This window comes from Kitasatospora sp. NPDC005751, from assembly GCF_040630835.1.
GTDB lineage: Bacteria > Actinomycetota > Actinomycetes > Streptomycetales > Streptomycetaceae > Kitasatospora.
In genome coordinates this window covers 46,970-63,405 of record NZ_JBEXYC010000013.1, presented here as the reverse complement: position 1 = coordinate 63,405, position 16,436 = coordinate 46,970, and the positions used below count along the sequence as shown (strand labels likewise).

15 protein-coding genes are annotated in these 16,436 nt (G+C 76.1%); 5 read left to right on the top strand and 10 right to left on the bottom strand.

Features of this window, described 5'->3' with window-relative positions; translation table 11 throughout:
* Positions 1-20: 20 nt before the first annotated feature.
* Together ABZ497_RS15365 and ABZ497_RS15360 are read left to right on the top strand one after the other, a co-directional pair.
* Complete coding sequence (locus ABZ497_RS15365) at positions 21-1,643, top strand: FAD-binding oxidoreductase (RefSeq protein ID WP_359805350.1); 1,623 nt, start codon at positions 21-23, stop codon at positions 1,641-1,643.
* On the top strand, positions 1,640-2,554 hold the full coding sequence (locus tag ABZ497_RS15360; protein WP_329490333.1) for a diacylglycerol kinase: 915 nt from the start codon (positions 1,640-1,642) through the stop codon (positions 2,552-2,554). The genes ABZ497_RS15365 and ABZ497_RS15360 overlap by 4 nt, the downstream gene beginning before the upstream one ends.
* A 226-nt stretch (positions 2,555-2,780) precedes the next feature.
* On the opposite strand, the gene ABZ497_RS15355 is transcribed toward ABZ497_RS15360, so the two are convergent.
* Together ABZ497_RS15355 and ABZ497_RS15350 are read right to left on the bottom strand one after the other, a co-directional pair.
* Entirely contained in the window at positions 2,781-3,107 is a 327-nt protein-coding gene (locus ABZ497_RS15355; RefSeq protein WP_359805349.1) for a hypothetical protein, read from the bottom strand.
* A gap of 93 nt (positions 3,108-3,200) precedes the next feature.
* On the bottom strand, positions 3,201-4,124 hold the full coding sequence (locus ABZ497_RS15350; protein WP_359805348.1) for a hypothetical protein: 924 nt from the start codon (positions 4,122-4,124) through the stop codon (positions 3,201-3,203).
* 166 nt (positions 4,125-4,290) lie between these two features.
* Here ABZ497_RS15350 and ABZ497_RS15345 point away from each other — a divergent pair, with 166 nt between their 5' ends.
* Positions 4,291-4,503: a hypothetical protein gene (locus tag ABZ497_RS15345; protein WP_359805347.1), complete on the top strand. Its 213-nt coding sequence runs from the start codon at positions 4,291-4,293 to the stop codon at positions 4,501-4,503.
* Between the two features lie 61 nt (positions 4,504-4,564).
* Here the strand turns inward: ABZ497_RS15345 and ABZ497_RS15340 are convergent, their stop codons facing one another.
* Complete coding sequence (locus ABZ497_RS15340) at positions 4,565-6,142, bottom strand: hypothetical protein (protein ID WP_359805345.1); 1,578 nt, start codon at positions 6,140-6,142, stop codon at positions 4,565-4,567.
* A 269-nt stretch (positions 6,143-6,411) separates the two neighbouring features.
* On the opposite strand from ABZ497_RS15340, the gene ABZ497_RS15335 reads away from it, so the two are divergent.
* On the top strand, positions 6,412-6,606 hold the full coding sequence (locus ABZ497_RS15335; RefSeq protein WP_359805344.1) for a hypothetical protein: 195 nt from the start codon (positions 6,412-6,414) through the stop codon (positions 6,604-6,606).
* A 98-nt stretch (positions 6,607-6,704) separates the two neighbouring features.
* A complete protein-coding gene (locus ABZ497_RS15330; RefSeq protein WP_359805342.1) occupies positions 6,705-6,857 on the top strand; it encodes a hypothetical protein in 153 nt (50 codons plus the stop codon).
* Between the two features lie 31 nt (positions 6,858-6,888).
* Here ABZ497_RS15330 and ABZ497_RS15325 read toward each other — a convergent pair whose 3' ends face one another.
* The 7 genes from ABZ497_RS15325 to ABZ497_RS15295 form a co-directional block, all read right to left on the bottom strand.
* Positions 6,889-8,250 (bottom strand): DUF2252 domain-containing protein, encoded by a 1,362-nt coding sequence (locus ABZ497_RS15325; RefSeq protein ID WP_359805340.1) that lies wholly within the window; start codon positions 8,248-8,250, stop codon positions 6,889-6,891.
* A gap of 165 nt (positions 8,251-8,415) precedes the next feature.
* The gene (locus ABZ497_RS15320; RefSeq protein WP_359805338.1) at positions 8,416-10,011 is read right to left on the bottom strand and encodes a multicopper oxidase family protein; all 1,596 of its coding nucleotides are present in this window, start codon (positions 10,009-10,011) and stop codon (positions 8,416-8,418) included.
* Positions 10,008-10,490 (bottom strand): hypothetical protein, encoded by a 483-nt coding sequence (locus tag ABZ497_RS15315; RefSeq protein WP_359805337.1) that lies wholly within the window; start codon positions 10,488-10,490, stop codon positions 10,008-10,010. The genes ABZ497_RS15320 and ABZ497_RS15315 overlap by 4 nt, the downstream gene beginning before the upstream one ends.
* A gap of 444 nt (positions 10,491-10,934) precedes the next feature.
* Positions 10,935-13,493 (bottom strand): FtsX-like permease family protein, encoded by a 2,559-nt coding sequence (locus tag ABZ497_RS15310; protein ID WP_359805335.1) that lies wholly within the window; start codon positions 13,491-13,493, stop codon positions 10,935-10,937.
* On the bottom strand, positions 13,490-14,284 hold the full coding sequence (locus tag ABZ497_RS15305) for an ABC transporter ATP-binding protein (protein ID WP_329490323.1): 795 nt from the start codon (positions 14,282-14,284) through the stop codon (positions 13,490-13,492). The genes ABZ497_RS15310 and ABZ497_RS15305 overlap by 4 nt, the downstream gene beginning before the upstream one ends.
* Before the next feature lie 240 nt (positions 14,285-14,524).
* Positions 14,525-15,313 (bottom strand): aminotransferase class IV, encoded by a 789-nt coding sequence (locus ABZ497_RS15300; protein ID WP_359805333.1) that lies wholly within the window; start codon positions 15,311-15,313, stop codon positions 14,525-14,527.
* A 67-nt stretch (positions 15,314-15,380) separates the two neighbouring features.
* On the bottom strand, positions 15,381-16,388 hold the full coding sequence (locus ABZ497_RS15295) for a GNAT family N-acetyltransferase (RefSeq protein WP_359805331.1): 1,008 nt from the start codon (positions 16,386-16,388) through the stop codon (positions 15,381-15,383).
* Positions 16,389-16,436: the final 48 nt, after the last annotated feature.

Genomic DNA, 16,436 nt, shown 5'->3' with positions numbered 1-16,436 from the left:
GATGTGTGAAACTGTAACGCATGGCACCTGAGACGCAAGCGGGACCGGCCCACGCCGCGCTGCCGCTCCCCCCGATGAAGTGGGACGCCTGGGGCGACCCGGCCCTCGCCAAGGAGCTGTCGGCCGACATCAAAGCCCTGCTGGCCGCCGCCCTCGGCGTCACCGGCGACGCGGCCCCCGGGCCCGCCGCCGAGGAGGTCACCCTGCGGCCCTCGCGGCTGACCGAGGCGGACCTGAAGGCGCTGGCCGCCGTGGTCGGCGAGACCCACGTCAGTGCGGCCCCCGCGGACCGCCTCCCCCGCGCGGGCGGCAAGTCCACCCCCGACCTGCTGCGCCGCCGCGGCCGCGAGCCGCAGGACGCGCCGGACGCCGTCGTGCTGCCGGGCGGCGAGGACGAGATCGCCGCCCTGCTCGCGCTCTGCGCCGAGCGCCGGATCGCCGCGGTCCCGTTCGGCGGCGGCACCAGCGTGGTCGGTGGGCTCGACCCGGAGCGCGGCGGCCTCAGCGCCGTCGTCTCGCTCGACCTGCGCCGCCTCGACGGGCTGCTCGACCTGGACGCCACCTCCGGCGAGGCCGTCCTGGGCGCGGGCCTGACCGGCCCGGCGGCCGAGGCGCTGCTCGCCGAGCACGGCTTCGAACTCGGCCACTACCCGCAGAGCTTCCGCTTCGCCACCATCGGCGGCTTCGCGGCCACCCGCTCCTCCGGCCAGGACTCCGCCGGGTACGGGCGCTTCGACGAGATGGTGCGCGGCCTGCGGGTCGTCACCCCGGCGGGCGTGCTGGACCTCGGCCGCGCCCCCGCCTCCGCCGCCGGCCCCGACCTGCGTGAACTCTTCCTCGGCTCGGAGGGCACGCTGGGCGTGATCACCGCCGTCCGCGTCCGGATCCACCCGGTGCCCGCCGTGAAGGCCTACGAGGCGTGGTCCTTCCCGGACTTCGCCACCGGCGCGGCCGCACTGCGCGCGGTCGAGCAGCAGGACACCGGTCCGACGGTGATCCGGCTCTCCGACGAGGCCGAGACCATGGTCAACCTCGCGATGACGGAGAAGATCGGCGGCGAGCCCGCCGTCACCGGCTGCCTGGCGGTCACCGTCTTCGAGGGCTCCGCCGACCAGGTCGCGACCCGTCACCGGCTCACCCGGGACGTCCTGCTCGCCGCCGGCGCCACCTCGCTCGGCGAGGCACCGGCCCGGGCCTGGGAGCACGGCCGGTTCAACGCGCCGTACCTGCGGGACTCGCTGCTGAGCGCGGGGGCGCTCTGCGAGACCCTGGAGACCGCGACCGACTGGCGACGGCTCGCCGACCTCCGCCTGGCGGTCACCACCGCGCTGACCGGCGCCCTGCCCGGCGCCCTCGTGCTCTGCCACATCTCGCACGTCTACCCGACCGGCGCCTCGCTCTACTTCACCGTCGTCGCCGCGCTCGGCGAGGAGCCGCTCGCCCGCTGGGCCGTCGCCAAGCGCGCCGCCGGGGACGCCATCCTCGCCAACGGCGGCACCATCACCCACCACCACGCCGTCGGCGCCGACCACCGGCCCTGGATGGCCGAGGAGATCGGCGAGCTGGGCGTCCGCATCCTGCGCGCGGTCAAGGCCGAGCTGGACCCGGCGGGCATCCTCAACCCCGGCAAGCTGATCCCATGACCGACCGGAGAACCATCACCCGGGTCGTTCTCCTCACCAACCCGGCCGCGGCCGCCGGCCACGCCGAGCCGGCGGCCCGCCGCGCCACCGACCGGCTGCGCGCCCTGGGCGTCGAGGTCGACGCCCGGGCGGGCTCGTCGGCCCAGGAGTCGCTCGACCTGGCCCGCGCGGCCGTCTCCGCCGGCTCCTGCGACGCCCTGGTGGTCGTCGGCGGCGACGGCATGATCAACCTCGGCCTCCAGGCCGCCGCGGGGACGGACGTCCCCCTGGGCGTCGTCCCGGCGGGCACCGGCAACGACCACGCCCGCGCGTACGGGCTGCCGCGCGGCGAGCCGGAGGCGGCGGCCGACGTCATCGCCGCCGGCCGCACCCGCACGGTGGACCTCGGCCGGATCACCTCGGCGGACGGCACGCGGCGCTGGTTCGGCTCCGTCCTCGCCAGCGGCTTCGACTCGCTGGTCAGCGACCGCACCAACCGGCTGCGCTGGCCGCACGGCAGGATGCGCTACAACCTCGCCATCCTGGTCGAGTTCGCCAACCTCCGCCCGCTCCCCTTCCGCCTCACCCTCGCCGACGGCACCGTCATCGCGCGCGACCTCACCCTCGCGGCCGTCGGCAACACCAGCAGCTACGGCGGCGGCATGCTCATCTGCCCCACCGCCGACCCCACCGACGGCCTGCTCGACATCACCCTGGTCGACGCCATGCCCCGCCACCGCATCGCCCGCTTCTTCCCCACCCTCTTCAAGGGCACCCACGTCGATCACCCGGAGGTCACCACCCACCGCACGCCCTCGCTGCGGATCGACTCCCCCGGCATCACCGCATACGCCGACGGCGAGTTCATGGCCGCCCTGCCAGTCGACGTCGAGGCCGTCCCCGGCGCCCTGCACCTGCTCACCCCGGCCTGAAACCCGGCCTGAAACCCGGCCTGAGACCGCCCTGAAACCGGCCTGAGGTCCGGCCCGGGCTGTCCCACCCCTCTTCCGGGCAACGAACGCCCTGCTTCGGTGGGACTCGCCGCGACGTCCGGGGCGATGAGCCGAGCGTCCCCGGCCTCCGCGCAGGGAGTCGGACCGGCCGACTTCCTGTGCGGAGGTGCCCGGCGGAGGGGGCCGGGGCCTCACCTCCCGGCAGTCACCAGCCGCGGGACCGGTCCGCCGCGGCCGCCCGCAGCCGCCTCACCTCGGCGATCAGGCGGGGGACGTCCTGGCGGGCAGCCGCGATGAAGTCGATGTCCGCGTCGAGCCTCGGGTCCTGTCCGGGCAGTTGGGCGCCCTCGACGAAGCGGCTGACGTAGATCTCGTCGTCCGGCTCCGCCTCGGGGCGGACCTGGATGAAGCTGTCGCCGCCGACGCCGTGGCGACCCTCCAGCCAGGCGGTCCACGGGCCCGGCGCCGCCGCGGCGGCTCGCCGTTCCATTGCGCTGAGGTCTTCCTCCGTCAACGGTCCGTCAGCTGTCATGCGCCGATCCTCCCGTCACCCCGCCCGGATGTCCACGTGCCGGGCCCGGGGACGGGCGTCATCCGGCCGGTCCCGAGGAACGGGTGCGCGCGGTCAGCCGACGAGCCGCCGGCGCCAGTCCAGCGGTCGCACCTCGACGGCACTGGCGGGGTCGCCGTCCCAGTCCGCCGACAGGCCGGCCACCGCCAGGGCGGCCACCACCTCACGGCCGACGGCGGCGGTGGTCTCCGAAGAGTCGTCGAAGCCCCCGTAGTACAGCGACAGCCCGTGGCCGGCGGCGGCCGCGTCGGTGCTCTGGGAGTGGAAGTAGACGAAGCCCCGGGCGTCCGGCGAGCCGACGCCGGCGATCTCGGCCTGTCCGCAGGAGTGGCAGCAGGTGAAGTTCTCGCGGGCCGTGATGCCGGCCGCCTCCAGTGCCGTGAAGGCACGGGTGATCCGGTCGGCGTCCGTCTCGCCCTCCCAGCCGGCCTGCTCCTCGGCCCGCTCGCGCCACATCCGGTCGACCAGGGCCCGGGCCTGCGCGGGCGAGACCGGTCGCCGGTCACCCTTGACCAGGTAGTCCTCCGCCAGTTCGGCGAGTTCGGCCCGGGTCGCGTAACCGCCGGCCAGGCTCTGGCGGAGGCGGTCCTCCAGCTGCCTGCGGTCGTCGTCGGGCAGCTCCAGCGGCGGCGCCGGCGTCTCGGGCTCCGGTGTCAGGTCGAGCCGCCGCCAGGCCAGGCCGGCGTCCCAACCGTCCGCCCGGCGGGCCCAGCCCGTCATCGCGGCGATCACCGGGCCGGGGTCGTCGAGCAGCACCCGGAAATGGCGGTCGTTCGAGCCCTCGCGGTGCTCCAGGGTGTAGTCACCGCCGGCCTCGTGCCAGACCTGGACGAACACCTCGGCGGGGCCGGAAATCCGCTCCACCACCAGGAAGCGGTCGCCCGGCCCGCCGATCCGGCGCACCAGTGCGGCCAGCTCCTCGGCGGTCACCCGAAGGTGCCGCTCCCCGTTCTCCGTCTGCACCTCGATCGCCAGCATGCGGGCCACTGTCGCACAGCCCACTGACACGTCATCGGGGAGGTCCCTGCCGCACAGGGGACACCTGCCTCATGTGTCCGGGACTCCGGGCACCGAACCATGGACGCATGCCCCCCACGGGACGCTCTTCCTCCGACCCGGGGAAGTCGTCCGGAAAGGAAGCTCCGTGGCCATCCTCGGACAGTCCAACTGGCGGTACCGCGGCAAGTGCTTCGGCCTCTGGTTCAACGGGAACCCGACCAACGGCGTCTGCCCCGCCGGCGGTGCGCACACCTCCTCGGGCAGCTTCGACTACCTCCTGCCCGCCAACAACTTCAGCGGCGTCGCGCCCGCGGGCGCCGGGAAGGAGGCCGCGACGGAGGACGACGACGGCGCCTGACCCCTCGCACGCCGCGGACCCCGGGCCGAATCGGCCCGGGGTCCGCGGTACGGACGACGGCTCAGCCCTTCGGGGCCGGCGAGGGGAGCGCACCGGACACCAGCGGCCACTCGCGGTGGAACGGCGGCAGCGGGAGCTTGCCCTCGATGATCGGGGTGCCGAAGACCTTCAGATGGGCGAGCAGCGCGCCGTTCAGGTCGACCCCGCCCAGCAGGGCCCAGCTGCCCTGGAGTTGGGGCGCGCCGCCCGGGACGTCCACGGTGAGCGAGCCGTCGGCCCGGGCCCGCAGGTACGGGGCCACGGTGGCCTCGACGCCGACCGTGTCGTACAGGCCGACGCTCACCTCGGCGCCCAGCGCGGCCCGGGCGGCCGCCTTGCCGGTCAGCCGCACGTGGACCGGGGAGACCTTGGTGTCGGCGGCGTCGGTGGACGAGGTCCAGCCGCGCCCGCCGGCGTAGTCGGCGTGCACCGCCCAGGTACCGGTGACCTCCTGTTCGGCCTCCAGGTGGACCTGGCCGTCGGCGCTGACCTCCAGGTAGCAGGTGAGCCCGAGGTTCACCACGACCGGCAGGCCGGCCACCGTGATGACCGGGCTGGCCTGGAGCTTGGCGAAGGACACCCGGATCGGTGCGGCGCCGGTGCCACGGGCGAAGTCACCGGTGACCTTCCACTGGGCGTGGGCGCCCAGGTCGAAGCCGATCGACGCGGTGCGCGGGCTGCCCGCGCCGGCACCGTGGTAGGCGAAGTGCACGGCGGGGTGGAGCTGGAGGGAGCCGGAGGCGTCGGCGCTCAGCCCCTCGGGGAGCGGGATCGGCGCCTTGACGTCGACCTCCAGCGTGCCGGACGCGTCGGCCGTGGTGGTGCCGTCCTCCCGGCCGACGGTCGCCTTGACGTCCTTGACCAGGGGCGTCACCTTGATCGCCTGGGGGTCGACGGCCACCTTGCCGTCCGCCTCGGCCCCGCCGAGCAGTTCGGTCAGCGTCGCGGGCCGGGTCGCCAGGGAGACCGACCCGCCGCTCGCCGAACGGACGGCCGTGACGGCGACCAGGGCGCCCTGCGGCGCGGCGGCCGTCGGCGGGCTGGCGATCAGCTGACCGGGCCGGACGGCCTCGACCGCGGCCGTCGACCCCGGCGAGGGGCTCGCGAACGGGCTCGCGGACGGGCCCGCGGACGGGCTCGCCGACGGACCGGCGGACGGGCTCGCCGACGGACCCGCCGAGGGTGCCGACGGCCCCGCGGCAGCCAGGACCGCCGTACCGGCGGCCGGGTCGTACGCGGTGAGCTGGAGGTTCCGGGCCGCCGGGGAGACGGCCGTGCCGTCCGCACCGGGCACGCCGACGGCGGCCTGCTGCGCGCCCGGCTGCGCCGCCGCCACCGGCAGGGTGGTGGCGGCGGGACGCCCGGAGGCGGTGGACGCGCTGGCCGGGGTGGCGGCCCGAGCCTGCGGCGAACCGGTCGGGGTGACGGCGGCGACCGGGTGGCCGGCACCGGAGGCCGAGGCGGCGACCGGGGCACCGCCGGTCGCGCCGGCCGTCGGGGAGCCCGGCTGGTCGCCCGAGGTCGGCCCGCACGCGGCGACACCGAGCAGCACCAGTGAGACGAGGGCAGGGCGGACCGCCATGCCGAGGGAACTCTTCAACAGGACTCTTTCGGAGCGGCGGACGAGGACACGACCGCCCGTGATCAGTGGAGGCAGGGAGGCGGCTCGCACGGCCGCGCCGCCATGTTACTGACGAGGAATCATCTTGTCGAAGTCATGCACATGCCCCACCGGCACCAGGGCGGACCCTCAACTCATCATCCGGAAAGGCGAGTTGAAGCCACGAAGACGCGCCGACCCCGACCTTCGACGGGCCTCGGTCCCCCGCCAACCCGTCGACCGGCGGGGTCCGCACCCCCGCCGACCGGGTGGCGCCCGACCCCGTCGCCCGGCCGCCGGCGCCCACTGCGGCGGCCCTCGCCCGCACCGGGCGGTGCTACGGCGGCCGGCTGCCGTACCCGCCGGACCCCGCCGACTACCGGTCCGGGCTGCTGGACGTGCGGAAGGCGGCGGCCGGGGCGGGCCGTGACCCGGAGGCGATCACCCCCGCCCTCTTCGTCTAGGTCCGCGTGGACGAGGACGTGGCCGCCTGGCGCCCGACGCCTACGCACGGGCCGACCACGGCCTGCCGCTGGAGGAGTCGGAGCGGATCCAGGCGCTCGTGACCGGCACGCCGGAGAACGTCGTGGCCGGCCTCGCCCGGTACCGGGACGCGGGGGCCCGCCCTGTCGTCGCCCGCCCGGGCGCGCTCGACCTCGCCGACCAGCGCGACCAACTGCGACGGCTCGCCGCACTGCTGCCCGAACTGGCGTGACGGTCCTGCCTGGAGGACCGGGCGGCCAGGGTCAGATCCCCCGCTTCGCCGTGATCACCCGGTCGTCGATCGCGGACAGCAGGGCGGCGTGGTCGGCCTCGGTCCGGTCGGCGTAACTGACGGCGAAGTCGGCGATCGCCTCCGCGAAGGTGTCCGACGAGCCCAGGTAGCCGGCGATGGCGAGCCGGTCGCCGGAGCGGGCGTGGGCGCGGGCCAGCGCGCGGCCGCAGAGGTCCGCGTAGTCCCGCAGACCGGACCTCGTCATGTCGGCGACCTCCACCGAACCCTTCATGTCCCGCAGTTGGCGCCCGTAGTAGTGGCGGCCGGCCGGGCCGGTGGTCCAGCCGAGGAAGATGTCGCTGACGGCCTGCATCAGGTGCTGGCCGACCACCACCCGGCGGCCGCCGTGGGTACCGGTCACCTCGGCGTCGACCCGGCTGCCGGCGGGCAGGTGGTCCTCCAGGACCGACCGGGTGGCCTCCTTGACCTGGAGGAAGAGCGGATCCCGGGCGTCGCGCCCCTCCAGCAGGATGATGTAGCAGCGGGTCCCGACACTGCCGACGCCGACCACCTTGCGCGCCGCGTCGACGAACTGGAACCGGTCGAGCAGGACGCGGCGGTCCTCGCTGAGGGTGGCCCGGTAGTCGCTGAAGATCTGCCCGACGGCACCGAACTCGTTCTTCGTCAGCGGCTGGATCAGCGGCGGCTCGCTGATGATGTGGCGCTGGCCGTCCCGTTCCTCGGTGAGCTTGCCGAAGGCCTGCAGGCTGGTGCGGCGCCGGGCGTGCGCCATACCGGCCTCGACCCGCTTGCGGCGCTTGGACCTGCTGATCAGCGGGAGGAGGTCCTCGGTGTCGATCCGGGCGTACCAGACGTCGAGTTCGCCCATCGCCGCCAGCCGCCGCATCGCGGTGGCGTAGCCGAGCGCGGCGGTCAGCGCGGCCCGGCGGACGTGCGCCTCGTCGTTGCCGTTGTCGCGGGCCGCGACGGCGGCGCTCGCGGCGAGCCGTTTGACGTCCCACTCGAACGGGCCGGGGTAGGTCTCGTCGAAGTCGTTCAGGCCGAAGAGCAGCGCCCGCTCCGGCGAGGCGTACATGCCGAAGTTCGCCAGGTGGGCGTCACCGCAGAGCTGGACGGTGATGCCGGTGTCGGGGACGGCCGCGAGGTCGGCGGCCAGCACGGCGGCCGCGCCGCGCAGGAAGGCGAAGGCGGAGTCGGCCATCCGGCCGTAGCGGATCGGCAGCAGTTCGGCGACCCGGTCCGCCCCCTGCCGCTCCAGCACGGCGATCGGGTCGAGCCGGTCGGCCGCGGGGATCCAGCGGCCGTGGGCCGAGCGCGAGACCCGTTCGCGGGCGGCCCGGCCGCGCCGGCGGCGTTCGGCGGGACTGGTCATGCGCGCGCTCCTCGGTCGGACGGCAGGGCCGGTGCCCCTCCCGCGACGCTAGGTCAACCGCGGGGGCCCGGCACGTCGAGGCGCCGGCGGGCGGGACGGCCGCCCGCCGGCGCGCGGCCGAACGGGTGAGGGGACGGAGCGGTGGCCACCGGCCCGGCCGGCGCACTACTCCACGACGAAGTCCGCCATCATCGCCATGTCCTCGTGCTCCAGGTTGTGGCAGTGCAGCATGTACGTCCCCGGGTAGTCCGTGAAGCGGACCAGGACCTCCACCGACTCGGCCGGCCGCAGGTCCACGGTGTCCTTCCAGCCGGCGTCGTAGCGGCCGGGTTCGGCGCCGTTGCGCGAGAGCACCTGGAAGGGGTCCAGGTGCAGGTGGACGGGGTGGTGGACGTCGGTGAAGAAGCGCCACTTCTCGACGGTGCCGAGGGCGGGCCGGGCCAGCGAACGGCCCGGCTGGTAGGGCTGGTTGTTGATCGTCCAGCCGTCGTTGCGGCTGCGGCGGAAGCCGAAGGTCCGGGTGGTCACGGCGGCGGCCGGATCGAGCCGTTCGAGGGTGCAGAGCCGCTCGGGCACGGCCGAGTCGTCGGTGACGGTCCGCGAGGACACGTCGAACACCATCACCTCGGCGTCCCGGTCGGTGCCGAACCGGTTCATCAGGCGGACCGACGTCCCCGGCGGGTAGCGGGCGAAGTCGACCACCAGGTCGAAGCGTTCGGCCGGGGCGATCTCCAGCGCGTCGTGCGCCAGCGGGGCCTCCAGCAGGCCACCGTCGCCGCCGATCTGCACCAGCGCGTCGCCGCCGGAGGGCTGCGGATCGAGTTCGAGGCGGTAGAGGCGAGCGTTGGAGGCGTTCAGCACGCGCAGCCGGTAGCGGGCGCGGTCCACCGCGAGCCGGGGCCAGGGGGCGCCGTTGACCAGGATGACGTCGCCGAGGACGCCGTTCATGTAGTCGTCGGTGACGCCCGGGACGGCCAGCGCGGCATCGGTGGCCGGGTACTGGAAGGAGCCGTCCTCGGCGAAGGAGCGGTCGGCGAGCATCAGCGGGACGTCGCGTTCGCCGCGCGGCAGCGGCAGCGCGTCCTCCTCGTCGTCGTGGACGAGGTGGAAGCCGGCCAGGCCCCGCCAGACGGCGGGGCCGGTGAAGCCCATCCGGTGGTCGTGGTACCAGAGCGTGGCCGCGCGCTGGTGGTTCGGATAGGTGTAGGTGCGCTCGCCGTCGGCGGTCCGGGCGGCGGCCGGGTCGGCCGGGTGGTGCTCCATCCCCGGCATGCCCGCCGTCCCGGCCATGTCCTGGGCGCCCCGGGCACCGCCGCCCCCGACCGGCAGCAGCAGGTCGGTCGGGTAGCCGTCGCTGTCCGCCGGGGTGTGGCCGCCGTGCAGGTGGACCACCGAGGGCACCGGCAGCTCGTTGCGGTGGCGGACCACGCTCTGCCGCCCGGCCCGCACGGCGAAGGTCGGACCGGGGAAGCTGCCGCCGTACGTCCAGGCCTCGGTCCGCAGGCCGGGCAGGATCTCCAGCCGCGCGCTCCGCTGGGTGATCTCGTAGTAGTCGGTGGTGCCGTCGGTACGGACCGGTTGCAGCACGGGCGGCACCGGGAGCGGCACCTGGAACGGGGCGGGCGGCTCCATCGCGCTGAGCAGCAGCCGGCCCGGCCGGGCCTCGGCCAGCAGCCGGGTGGCCGAGGGGAGGGCGAAGGCCCCGATCCCGCCGGTGCCGACCACGGCCGCGCCGATGCCCAGGAAGCGGCGGCGGTTCACTGGGCGACCTCCACCGGTCCGCCCGGGCGGGGCAGCCGGCCGGCGCCCTCGGGGTCGGCCGCGGCGGCGCCGGCGCGGGCCGGCAGCGGCAGCCGCCAGGCACCGACCAGGCCGGCCAGGATGCCGCCGACCAGCAGCACACCGAGCACCACGTGCACCCCGATCGCGCGGTTGTAGCCGACGGCGGTCTGCAGGGTCACCGTCGCCACCAGGAGCACCGAGAGCCACAACGGCCCGCGCGGGCCGCGCCGGTCACGGCCGGGCCGCCGGACCAGCGCCCCCGCCACGAGCTGGCAGCACGCCGCGACGAGCACCGCCCGCGCGGCGGCCTCGTGCAGCACGAGCGACTCGTAGTGGCCGTTGAGGTAGCTGCCGGCCAGCACGGTCTGCAGGACGGCCAGCGCGGCCAGCGCGGTGGCGCTCGCCCGCAGCAGGATCAGCGGCCGACGGGGCGCGGGGGCCACGGGAGGACTGCTCATGGGTGGGCTTCTCTCTGCTCGGCCGTGAGGCGGGAACCGGTGCGGGAGGGTGCGAAGGGGCTGCGGAACGACGACGGGAGGAACGGCGGCGGGAGGAACAGCTGCGGAACCGGTGCGGAACGGGTGCGGGAAACGGCCCGGCGGGCCTGGCGGAGGGGAAACGGCAAACGCCTCCGGAGGCGGCTCGGCCCCGGACGGCGCGGCCGACACCGTAACCGACCGGGCTCCCGGATCCGTGGCGCCGAACCGGGGGCAGGTCGATCACCACCCCGTTGCGCCCGCCTGGGCCGGAGCCCTCACCCGAACGGGCGGTACGCCACCCGCGCGCACCGCCCGTCCCGCCACCCCGAGGCCCACACCCCCACCCCTCGGCCCACTCGAACGGGCGGTGCGCCACCCTCGCGCACCGCCCGTCCCGCCGTCAGGAGCCCCCAGGGGTCCGCGCTACTGCCGGCCCCCGCCCGCCGCCACCGGGTGGGCGCGCAGCAGGAGGCGGGCCGGCAGGCCGGTCGAGCCGAGGCAGAGCAGCACCGCTCCGGCGGCCAGCGGCAGCGCGAGGCCGACCGGGATGTGCGGCGCCGAGCCGGTGATGCCCCGGGTGATCGGCAGCAGGGTGACCCAGGCGATCACCGCACCGACCGCCAGCCCGGTCGCGGCGACCAGCAGGGCCTCCCAGCGCATCATGCCGCGCACCTGACGGCGGGTCGTCCCGGCCAGGCGGAGCAGCGCCACCTCCCGGCGGCGGTCCAGCACCGTCATCGCCAGGGTGTTGGCGGCGGTGACGGCGGCGAAGCCGCCCAGCACACCGGCCATCACCGCGTTCGCCCAGGCACCGATCTCCTGCGCCTTGTCGGCCTGGGCGACGAAGCCGGCCCGGTCGGCGACGGTGGTCGCGCCGGCGCCGGAGAGGTTGCCCAGTGCGGCGGCCACGGCGGCCCGGTCGGCACCGGGGGCGTCCGCGACCAGCAGCTGGCTGTCGTAGCCGGCGGTGACGTGCTCCGCGACGGCCGCCCGGGGCAGCAGCACCTGACCGAAGCCGAGGCCGCGCTCGTAGGTGGCGACCACGGTGGGCTTGACCGGGGTGCCGTCACCGAGCCAGAGCGGGGCGCGGTCGCCGACCGTGACGCCGAGGGCGTCGGCCAGACCGGCGTCCAGGGCGACGGTGTCGGCCGAACGGGCGAGCTCGGCCAGCGAGCCGCTCTTCACCCCGAGGTCGAGCACCGCGGGGAGCTTCGCCGGGTCGCCGCTGATGCCGAGCGTGTTGGCGGTGCCGAGCACGCTGCCGTCGCGGTACACCGTGCTGGTGCGCAGCACGCCGACGGCGGCGTCCACGCCGGGCACCTTGGCGGCGCGGTCGGCGCTGCCGGCGGGCAGGCCGGGGCCGGTCGAGCCGACCACGTGGTCGGCGGTGATGCCGGTGCGCACCTGCTCGCCGGTGACGTGGGTGATGGTGCTCTGCATGAAGAGCAGGGTGCCGCAGAAAGCGGTGACCATGACGATCGGCGTGATCGCGGAGGCCAGCCGGCGGGCGTTGGCCCGGGTGTTGTCGACGGCGAGCGAACCGGGCGCGCCGGCCCCGGCCCGCAGCGGGAGACCGAACACCCCGGCGGCGACCCCGGCCACCCAGGGACCGAGCAGGGCGACGGCCATCAGGAAGCACATCACCACGCCCAGGGCGGTGTTGGCGGCCTTCGAGCCGTCCAGGCCGGCCGCGACGGCGGCGAGCGAGACACCCCCGGCGGCGAAGAGCAGCCCGACCACGGTCCGGACCGTGCCGGGGCGGCCGGCCTCGACCGCCGCCGCGCCGAGGGCCTGGCTGGGCCGCAGCCGGGACGGGCGGCGGGAGGCGAAGAAGCCGGCGGTCAGCGCGGCGATCGTGCAGGTCGCCACGGCGGCGAGCATCGGGATCGGGCCGACGTCCAGCGGCACGGCCGCCGGGACGGCGCCGCGGTCGGCCAGCTCGCCGAACCACCAGCGGGCCAGCGCGAGGCCGGGGAGGATGCCGAGGGCGCCGGCGATCGGTGCCACCAGCACCGCCTCGGTGGCGATGGTGCGGCGGATCTGGCGCGGGGTGGCGCCGATGGCGCGCAGCAGGGCGAACTCCCGGGCCCGCTGGCCGGTCGCCAGGGCGACGGTGCTCATCACGACGAACACCGCGGTCATGGTGGCGATGCCGCCGAAGGAGCCGCCGAGGGCGGTGAGCATGGTCCGGCTCTCGGCGAGCAGCGGCTGCTCGACGGCGCCGCGGGCGTCGCCGGTGAGCACCTCGGCGTCGCCGCCGACGGCCTGGCGGACCTGGGCGGCGAGGGTCTTGGCGGTGACGCCGTCGCGGGGGACGACGGCGATCGCGTCGACCCGGCCCGGGTGGCCGGAGATCCGGTCGGCGACCTGGTCGGCGAACCACGCGGTGGCGGCCGGATGCTGCGGGCCCGCCCCCGGGGAGGCGGCGAGGCCGGAGATCCGGTAGGTGCCGGTGCCACCGGGCCCGGTCAGTGCGAGGGTGGCGCCCGGCGCGAGGTGGGCGGCGTGCGCGGTGTCGACGTCCAGGACGACCTCGCCCGCGCCCGGCGCACGGCCCTCGACCAGCTTCTCGCCCGCTCCGGCGATGCCGAGGGCGGCGATGCCCCGGCCGGTCAGACCGGGCACGCCGGGGGCGGAGCCGGCCGGGATCGGGAAGGCGGTGTCCGGCCGGGCGGCCGCGACACCGGGCTGGGCCGCGATCCGCCCGGCCAGCGCCGCGTCGACCCGGGCCCGCTCGGGGACGGGCAGGCTCTCGACGTCCTCGTCCCCGCCGGTCTTGACGGTGATCTCGACGGCCGCGTCCGGCGCGACCAGCACCGGGGCGGCGGCGTAGCGGCTCGGCGGCACGCTCGCGGTGAGGCCGGTCTGCAGCAGCGTGCCGCAGGCCGTCACGATGGCCGCGCCGAGCAGCAGGGCCAGGAAGGTGCCGACGAAGGAGGCCGGCCGGAAGCGCACCGAGGCGCGCGCGAGTCCGTTGCTCATGCCGCCGCTCCGACCGGGCGCGCCGCCAGCGTGACCATGCGGTCGGCGACGGCGTTCGGGTCCGGGTGGTACAGCTCGCCGGCGAACGCGCCGTCGGCGAGGAACACGGCGCGGTCCGCGAAGGAGGCCGCCACCGGGTCGTGGGTGACCATGACCACGGTCGCGCCCATGGTGTCCACGGCGCGGCGCAGCAGGCCGAGCACCTCGTGCGCGGTGCGGGTGTCCAGCGCGCCGGTCGGCTCGTCGGCGAAGACCACGTCCGGGTCGGTGATCAGCGCGCGGGCGATCGCCACCCGCTGCTGCTGGCCGCCGGAGAGCTGGCCGGGCCGCCGGCCGGCGTGCTCACCGAGACCGACCTGGGCGAGCAACTCCCGTGCCCGGGCGCGGTCCTGGCGCTCACCGGCGAGGCGCTGCGGGAGCAGCACGTTCTGCTGGACCGTCAGCGAGGGCAGCAGGTTGAAGGACTGGAAGATGAAGCCGATCCGGCTGCGGCGCAGCTTCGTGAGCCGGTTCTCGCTCAGCCGGGTGATCTCCTCGCCGCCGAGGTAGACCTCGCCGCCGTCCGGGCGGTCCAGGCCGGCCGCGCACTGCAGGAAGGTGCTCTTGCCGGAGCCGGACGGCCCCATCACCGCGGTGAAGCTGCCCCGGTCCAGCGACAGGTCGATCCCGCGCAGGGCGTGCACGACGTCGCCGCCGCGGCCGTAGCTGCGCCGTACCGCCCGCAGCTCGATCGCTGCGTGGGCGCCGGGGCGGCCGTACGGCTCGGTCTGGGGGTGCTGGCGGCGTGCCATGGAGGGGCCTTCCTTCGGGAATCGTCGCTGGTCGTCGACGTGTTCCAGCCTAGGAAGGGCGGGTGCTCCGAACCATGGAGGCCGCTGGCGGACGGACCGGGGGGTTATCCCCACCCCGTTCCCCCCGCCTTGCCCCCGGCCCGCAGCACCGGAGTTCTTTCGGGGTCCGTCCGAGTTCTACGGACCGACGGAACTCTCGGGACCGGAGGAGCGCTGCGGACCGGACCGGTGGGGCCCGGCTCAGAGCAGGTCGCCCTCGATCCGCCGGTACGCCGCGCACAGCGGCGCGAGGACGGGGTGGGCGGGGTCGAACGCCGTCCCGTCGATCGCGGCGATCGGCCGGACGCCGACACCCGCGTTGACCGCGAAGGCCGCCACGAACCGGCCCAGGCCGGCCGGGTCGACGCGCTCGCGCCGCTGCGGACCGGGGTGCGCGGCGGCGAGCAGCGCGGCGGTGACGCCGGGCAGCGCGGGGCCCTCCGGCCAGACCACCTGCCGGTCGTCGTGGAAGCCGACGTTCCAGGTGGCCCCCTCGGTGATCCGGCCGTCCTCCCCGGTCAGCAAGGCATCGTCGTAGCCGTCGAGTTGGGCCTGCCGGCGCAGCCCGACCAGACCGAACAGGCCGACGTGCTTCACCTCGGGCAGCTCGCGCCGGTACGCGGCGGTGCGCACCCGCAGCGGCCCGGGGGCCGCGGCCGGGGCCGGGCGGGTGGTCACCAGCAGCCGGGGCAGGGCGGGCGCGGCCGGGCGCTCCAGCCCGAGGGCCGGATCGAACACGGTGACCCGGACGATCACCGGAGCGCCGTCCGCCGGGAGCACCCGGCGGATCCGCTGCCGGACCAGCTCCCGGTCCAGCTCGGCACCGAACACCGTCCGGCAGTCCCGGACCAGGCGGTCCAGGTGCAGGGCCAGTCCGCGCACCCGGCCGGACTCCACCCGCAGGGTGGTGAAGTGCCCGTAGTTCAGCAGCCCCAGGGCGGCCAGCTGCCCGGGGTCGGCAGGCGCGCCGTCGATCTCGATCTCAGCCATCCCCCGAGTCTCCCAGCCGTCCGGCCGCGGGTGTGCGCGGCCGTCGCGAACGGTGGTGGCGGCGCCGTCACGGCCCCTGCGGGGCAGTGCTCGGCAGCCGGTCGGCCGGGCCGGGCACCTGCGGGGCCCGGTCCGAATCCCGCAGGACCGGCCGCTCCGGCCCGGCGCCCTCCGGCCGGTGGGGGGAGACGACGCGCCGGCCGGCGTCGCGCGCGAGCCGCTCGAAGTGCTCGATCTTGTACGCGAGGCCCTCCGGCTCGCCGGTGTCGGACCAGCGCCAGGCCTCCGCCCACCACTGCGGACCGCGCACCAGCGGCCGGCCCGCCAGCGCGAGGTGCAGGGCGAGCGTCGAGCGGGCGAAGTCGTGCACCCACCCGTCGCTCTGCCGGTAGGCGGCCGTCTCGTCCAGGCGCAGCCACCGGCCCTCCCGCCCGGCGGCGAGCAGCGGCACCCAGCCGTGGCGGGCGTCGGAGACCAGCAGGAGCAGCCGGTCGTCCTCCTCGCGCACCCGGTAGGACGGCAGCTGCGGCATCCGGGCGAGGCCGAGGGCGTGCTTCCAGGACACCACCCAGAGTCCGCGCCGCAGGTAGTAGCGGACGGCGTGCTGCCAGGTCCAGTGCGCGTCCAGGCGGTAGCCGGGCATCCCCTCGGCCGCGGCCGCCCGGTACACCTCGTCGAGCACGGCGGCGGCGTGGCCGCGGCCGCGCGCGCCGGGGCGCAGGTAGAGCGAGGAGACGGCCAGTTGGCCCGGTCCCCTGGTCCAGTTGTCGACCGCCACCGTGCCGACCGGCGGACCGTCCCGGCCGTCCGGGCCGTGCACCCAGTAGCGGCGGCGGTAGAGCCCGCCGTCGGGCCACTCCCGGCCGCTCTCGCCGAGCCGTTCGCGCAGCCCGCGCTCGGCCTCCGGGGTCAGGGCGTCCGGGTCCACCCGCTCGCCCAGCTCGCCCTCGGCGCGGGACGCCACGTCCCAGAGCTCGAACCGCCGCCCGTCCCCGCCGTCCACCGTCCGCAGCCGGGGCACCGCCGCCAACCGCTCCTGCGCCCGCTCCACCGCGGCATCCCACGACCTCACCACGGGACCACGATAGCGAGCTTCGCCACCGAACGTGTTTCCGTCGTCACC

Excerpts from the sequence above, each read along its gene's own strand:
- ABZ497_RS15310 (WP_359805335.1), bottom strand. The coding sequence starts at position 13,493 with ATGAGCAACGGACTCGCGCGCGCCTCGGTGCGCTTCCGGCCGGCCTCC.
- ABZ497_RS15305 (WP_329490323.1), bottom strand. The coding sequence starts at position 14,284 with ATGGCACGCCGCCAGCACCCCCAGACCGAGCCGTACGGCCGCCCCGGC.
- ABZ497_RS15315 (WP_359805337.1), bottom strand. The coding sequence starts at position 10,490 with ATGAGCAGTCCTCCCGTGGCCCCCGCGCCCCGTCGGCCGCTGATCCTG.
- ABZ497_RS15365 (WP_359805350.1), top strand. The coding sequence starts at position 21 with ATGGCACCTGAGACGCAAGCGGGACCGGCCCACGCCGCGCTGCCGCTC.
- ABZ497_RS15325 (WP_359805340.1), bottom strand. The coding sequence starts at position 8,250 with ATGACCAGTCCCGCCGAACGCCGCCGGCGCGGCCGGGCCGCCCGCGAA.
- ABZ497_RS15360 (WP_329490333.1), top strand. The coding sequence starts at position 1,640 with ATGACCGACCGGAGAACCATCACCCGGGTCGTTCTCCTCACCAACCCG.
- ABZ497_RS15350 (WP_359805348.1), bottom strand. The coding sequence starts at position 4,124 with ATGCTGGCGATCGAGGTGCAGACGGAGAACGGGGAGCGGCACCTTCGG.
- ABZ497_RS15355 (WP_359805349.1), bottom strand. The coding sequence starts at position 3,107 with ATGACAGCTGACGGACCGTTGACGGAGGAAGACCTCAGCGCAATGGAA.
- ABZ497_RS15300 (WP_359805333.1), bottom strand. The coding sequence starts at position 15,313 with ATGGCTGAGATCGAGATCGACGGCGCGCCTGCCGACCCCGGGCAGCTG.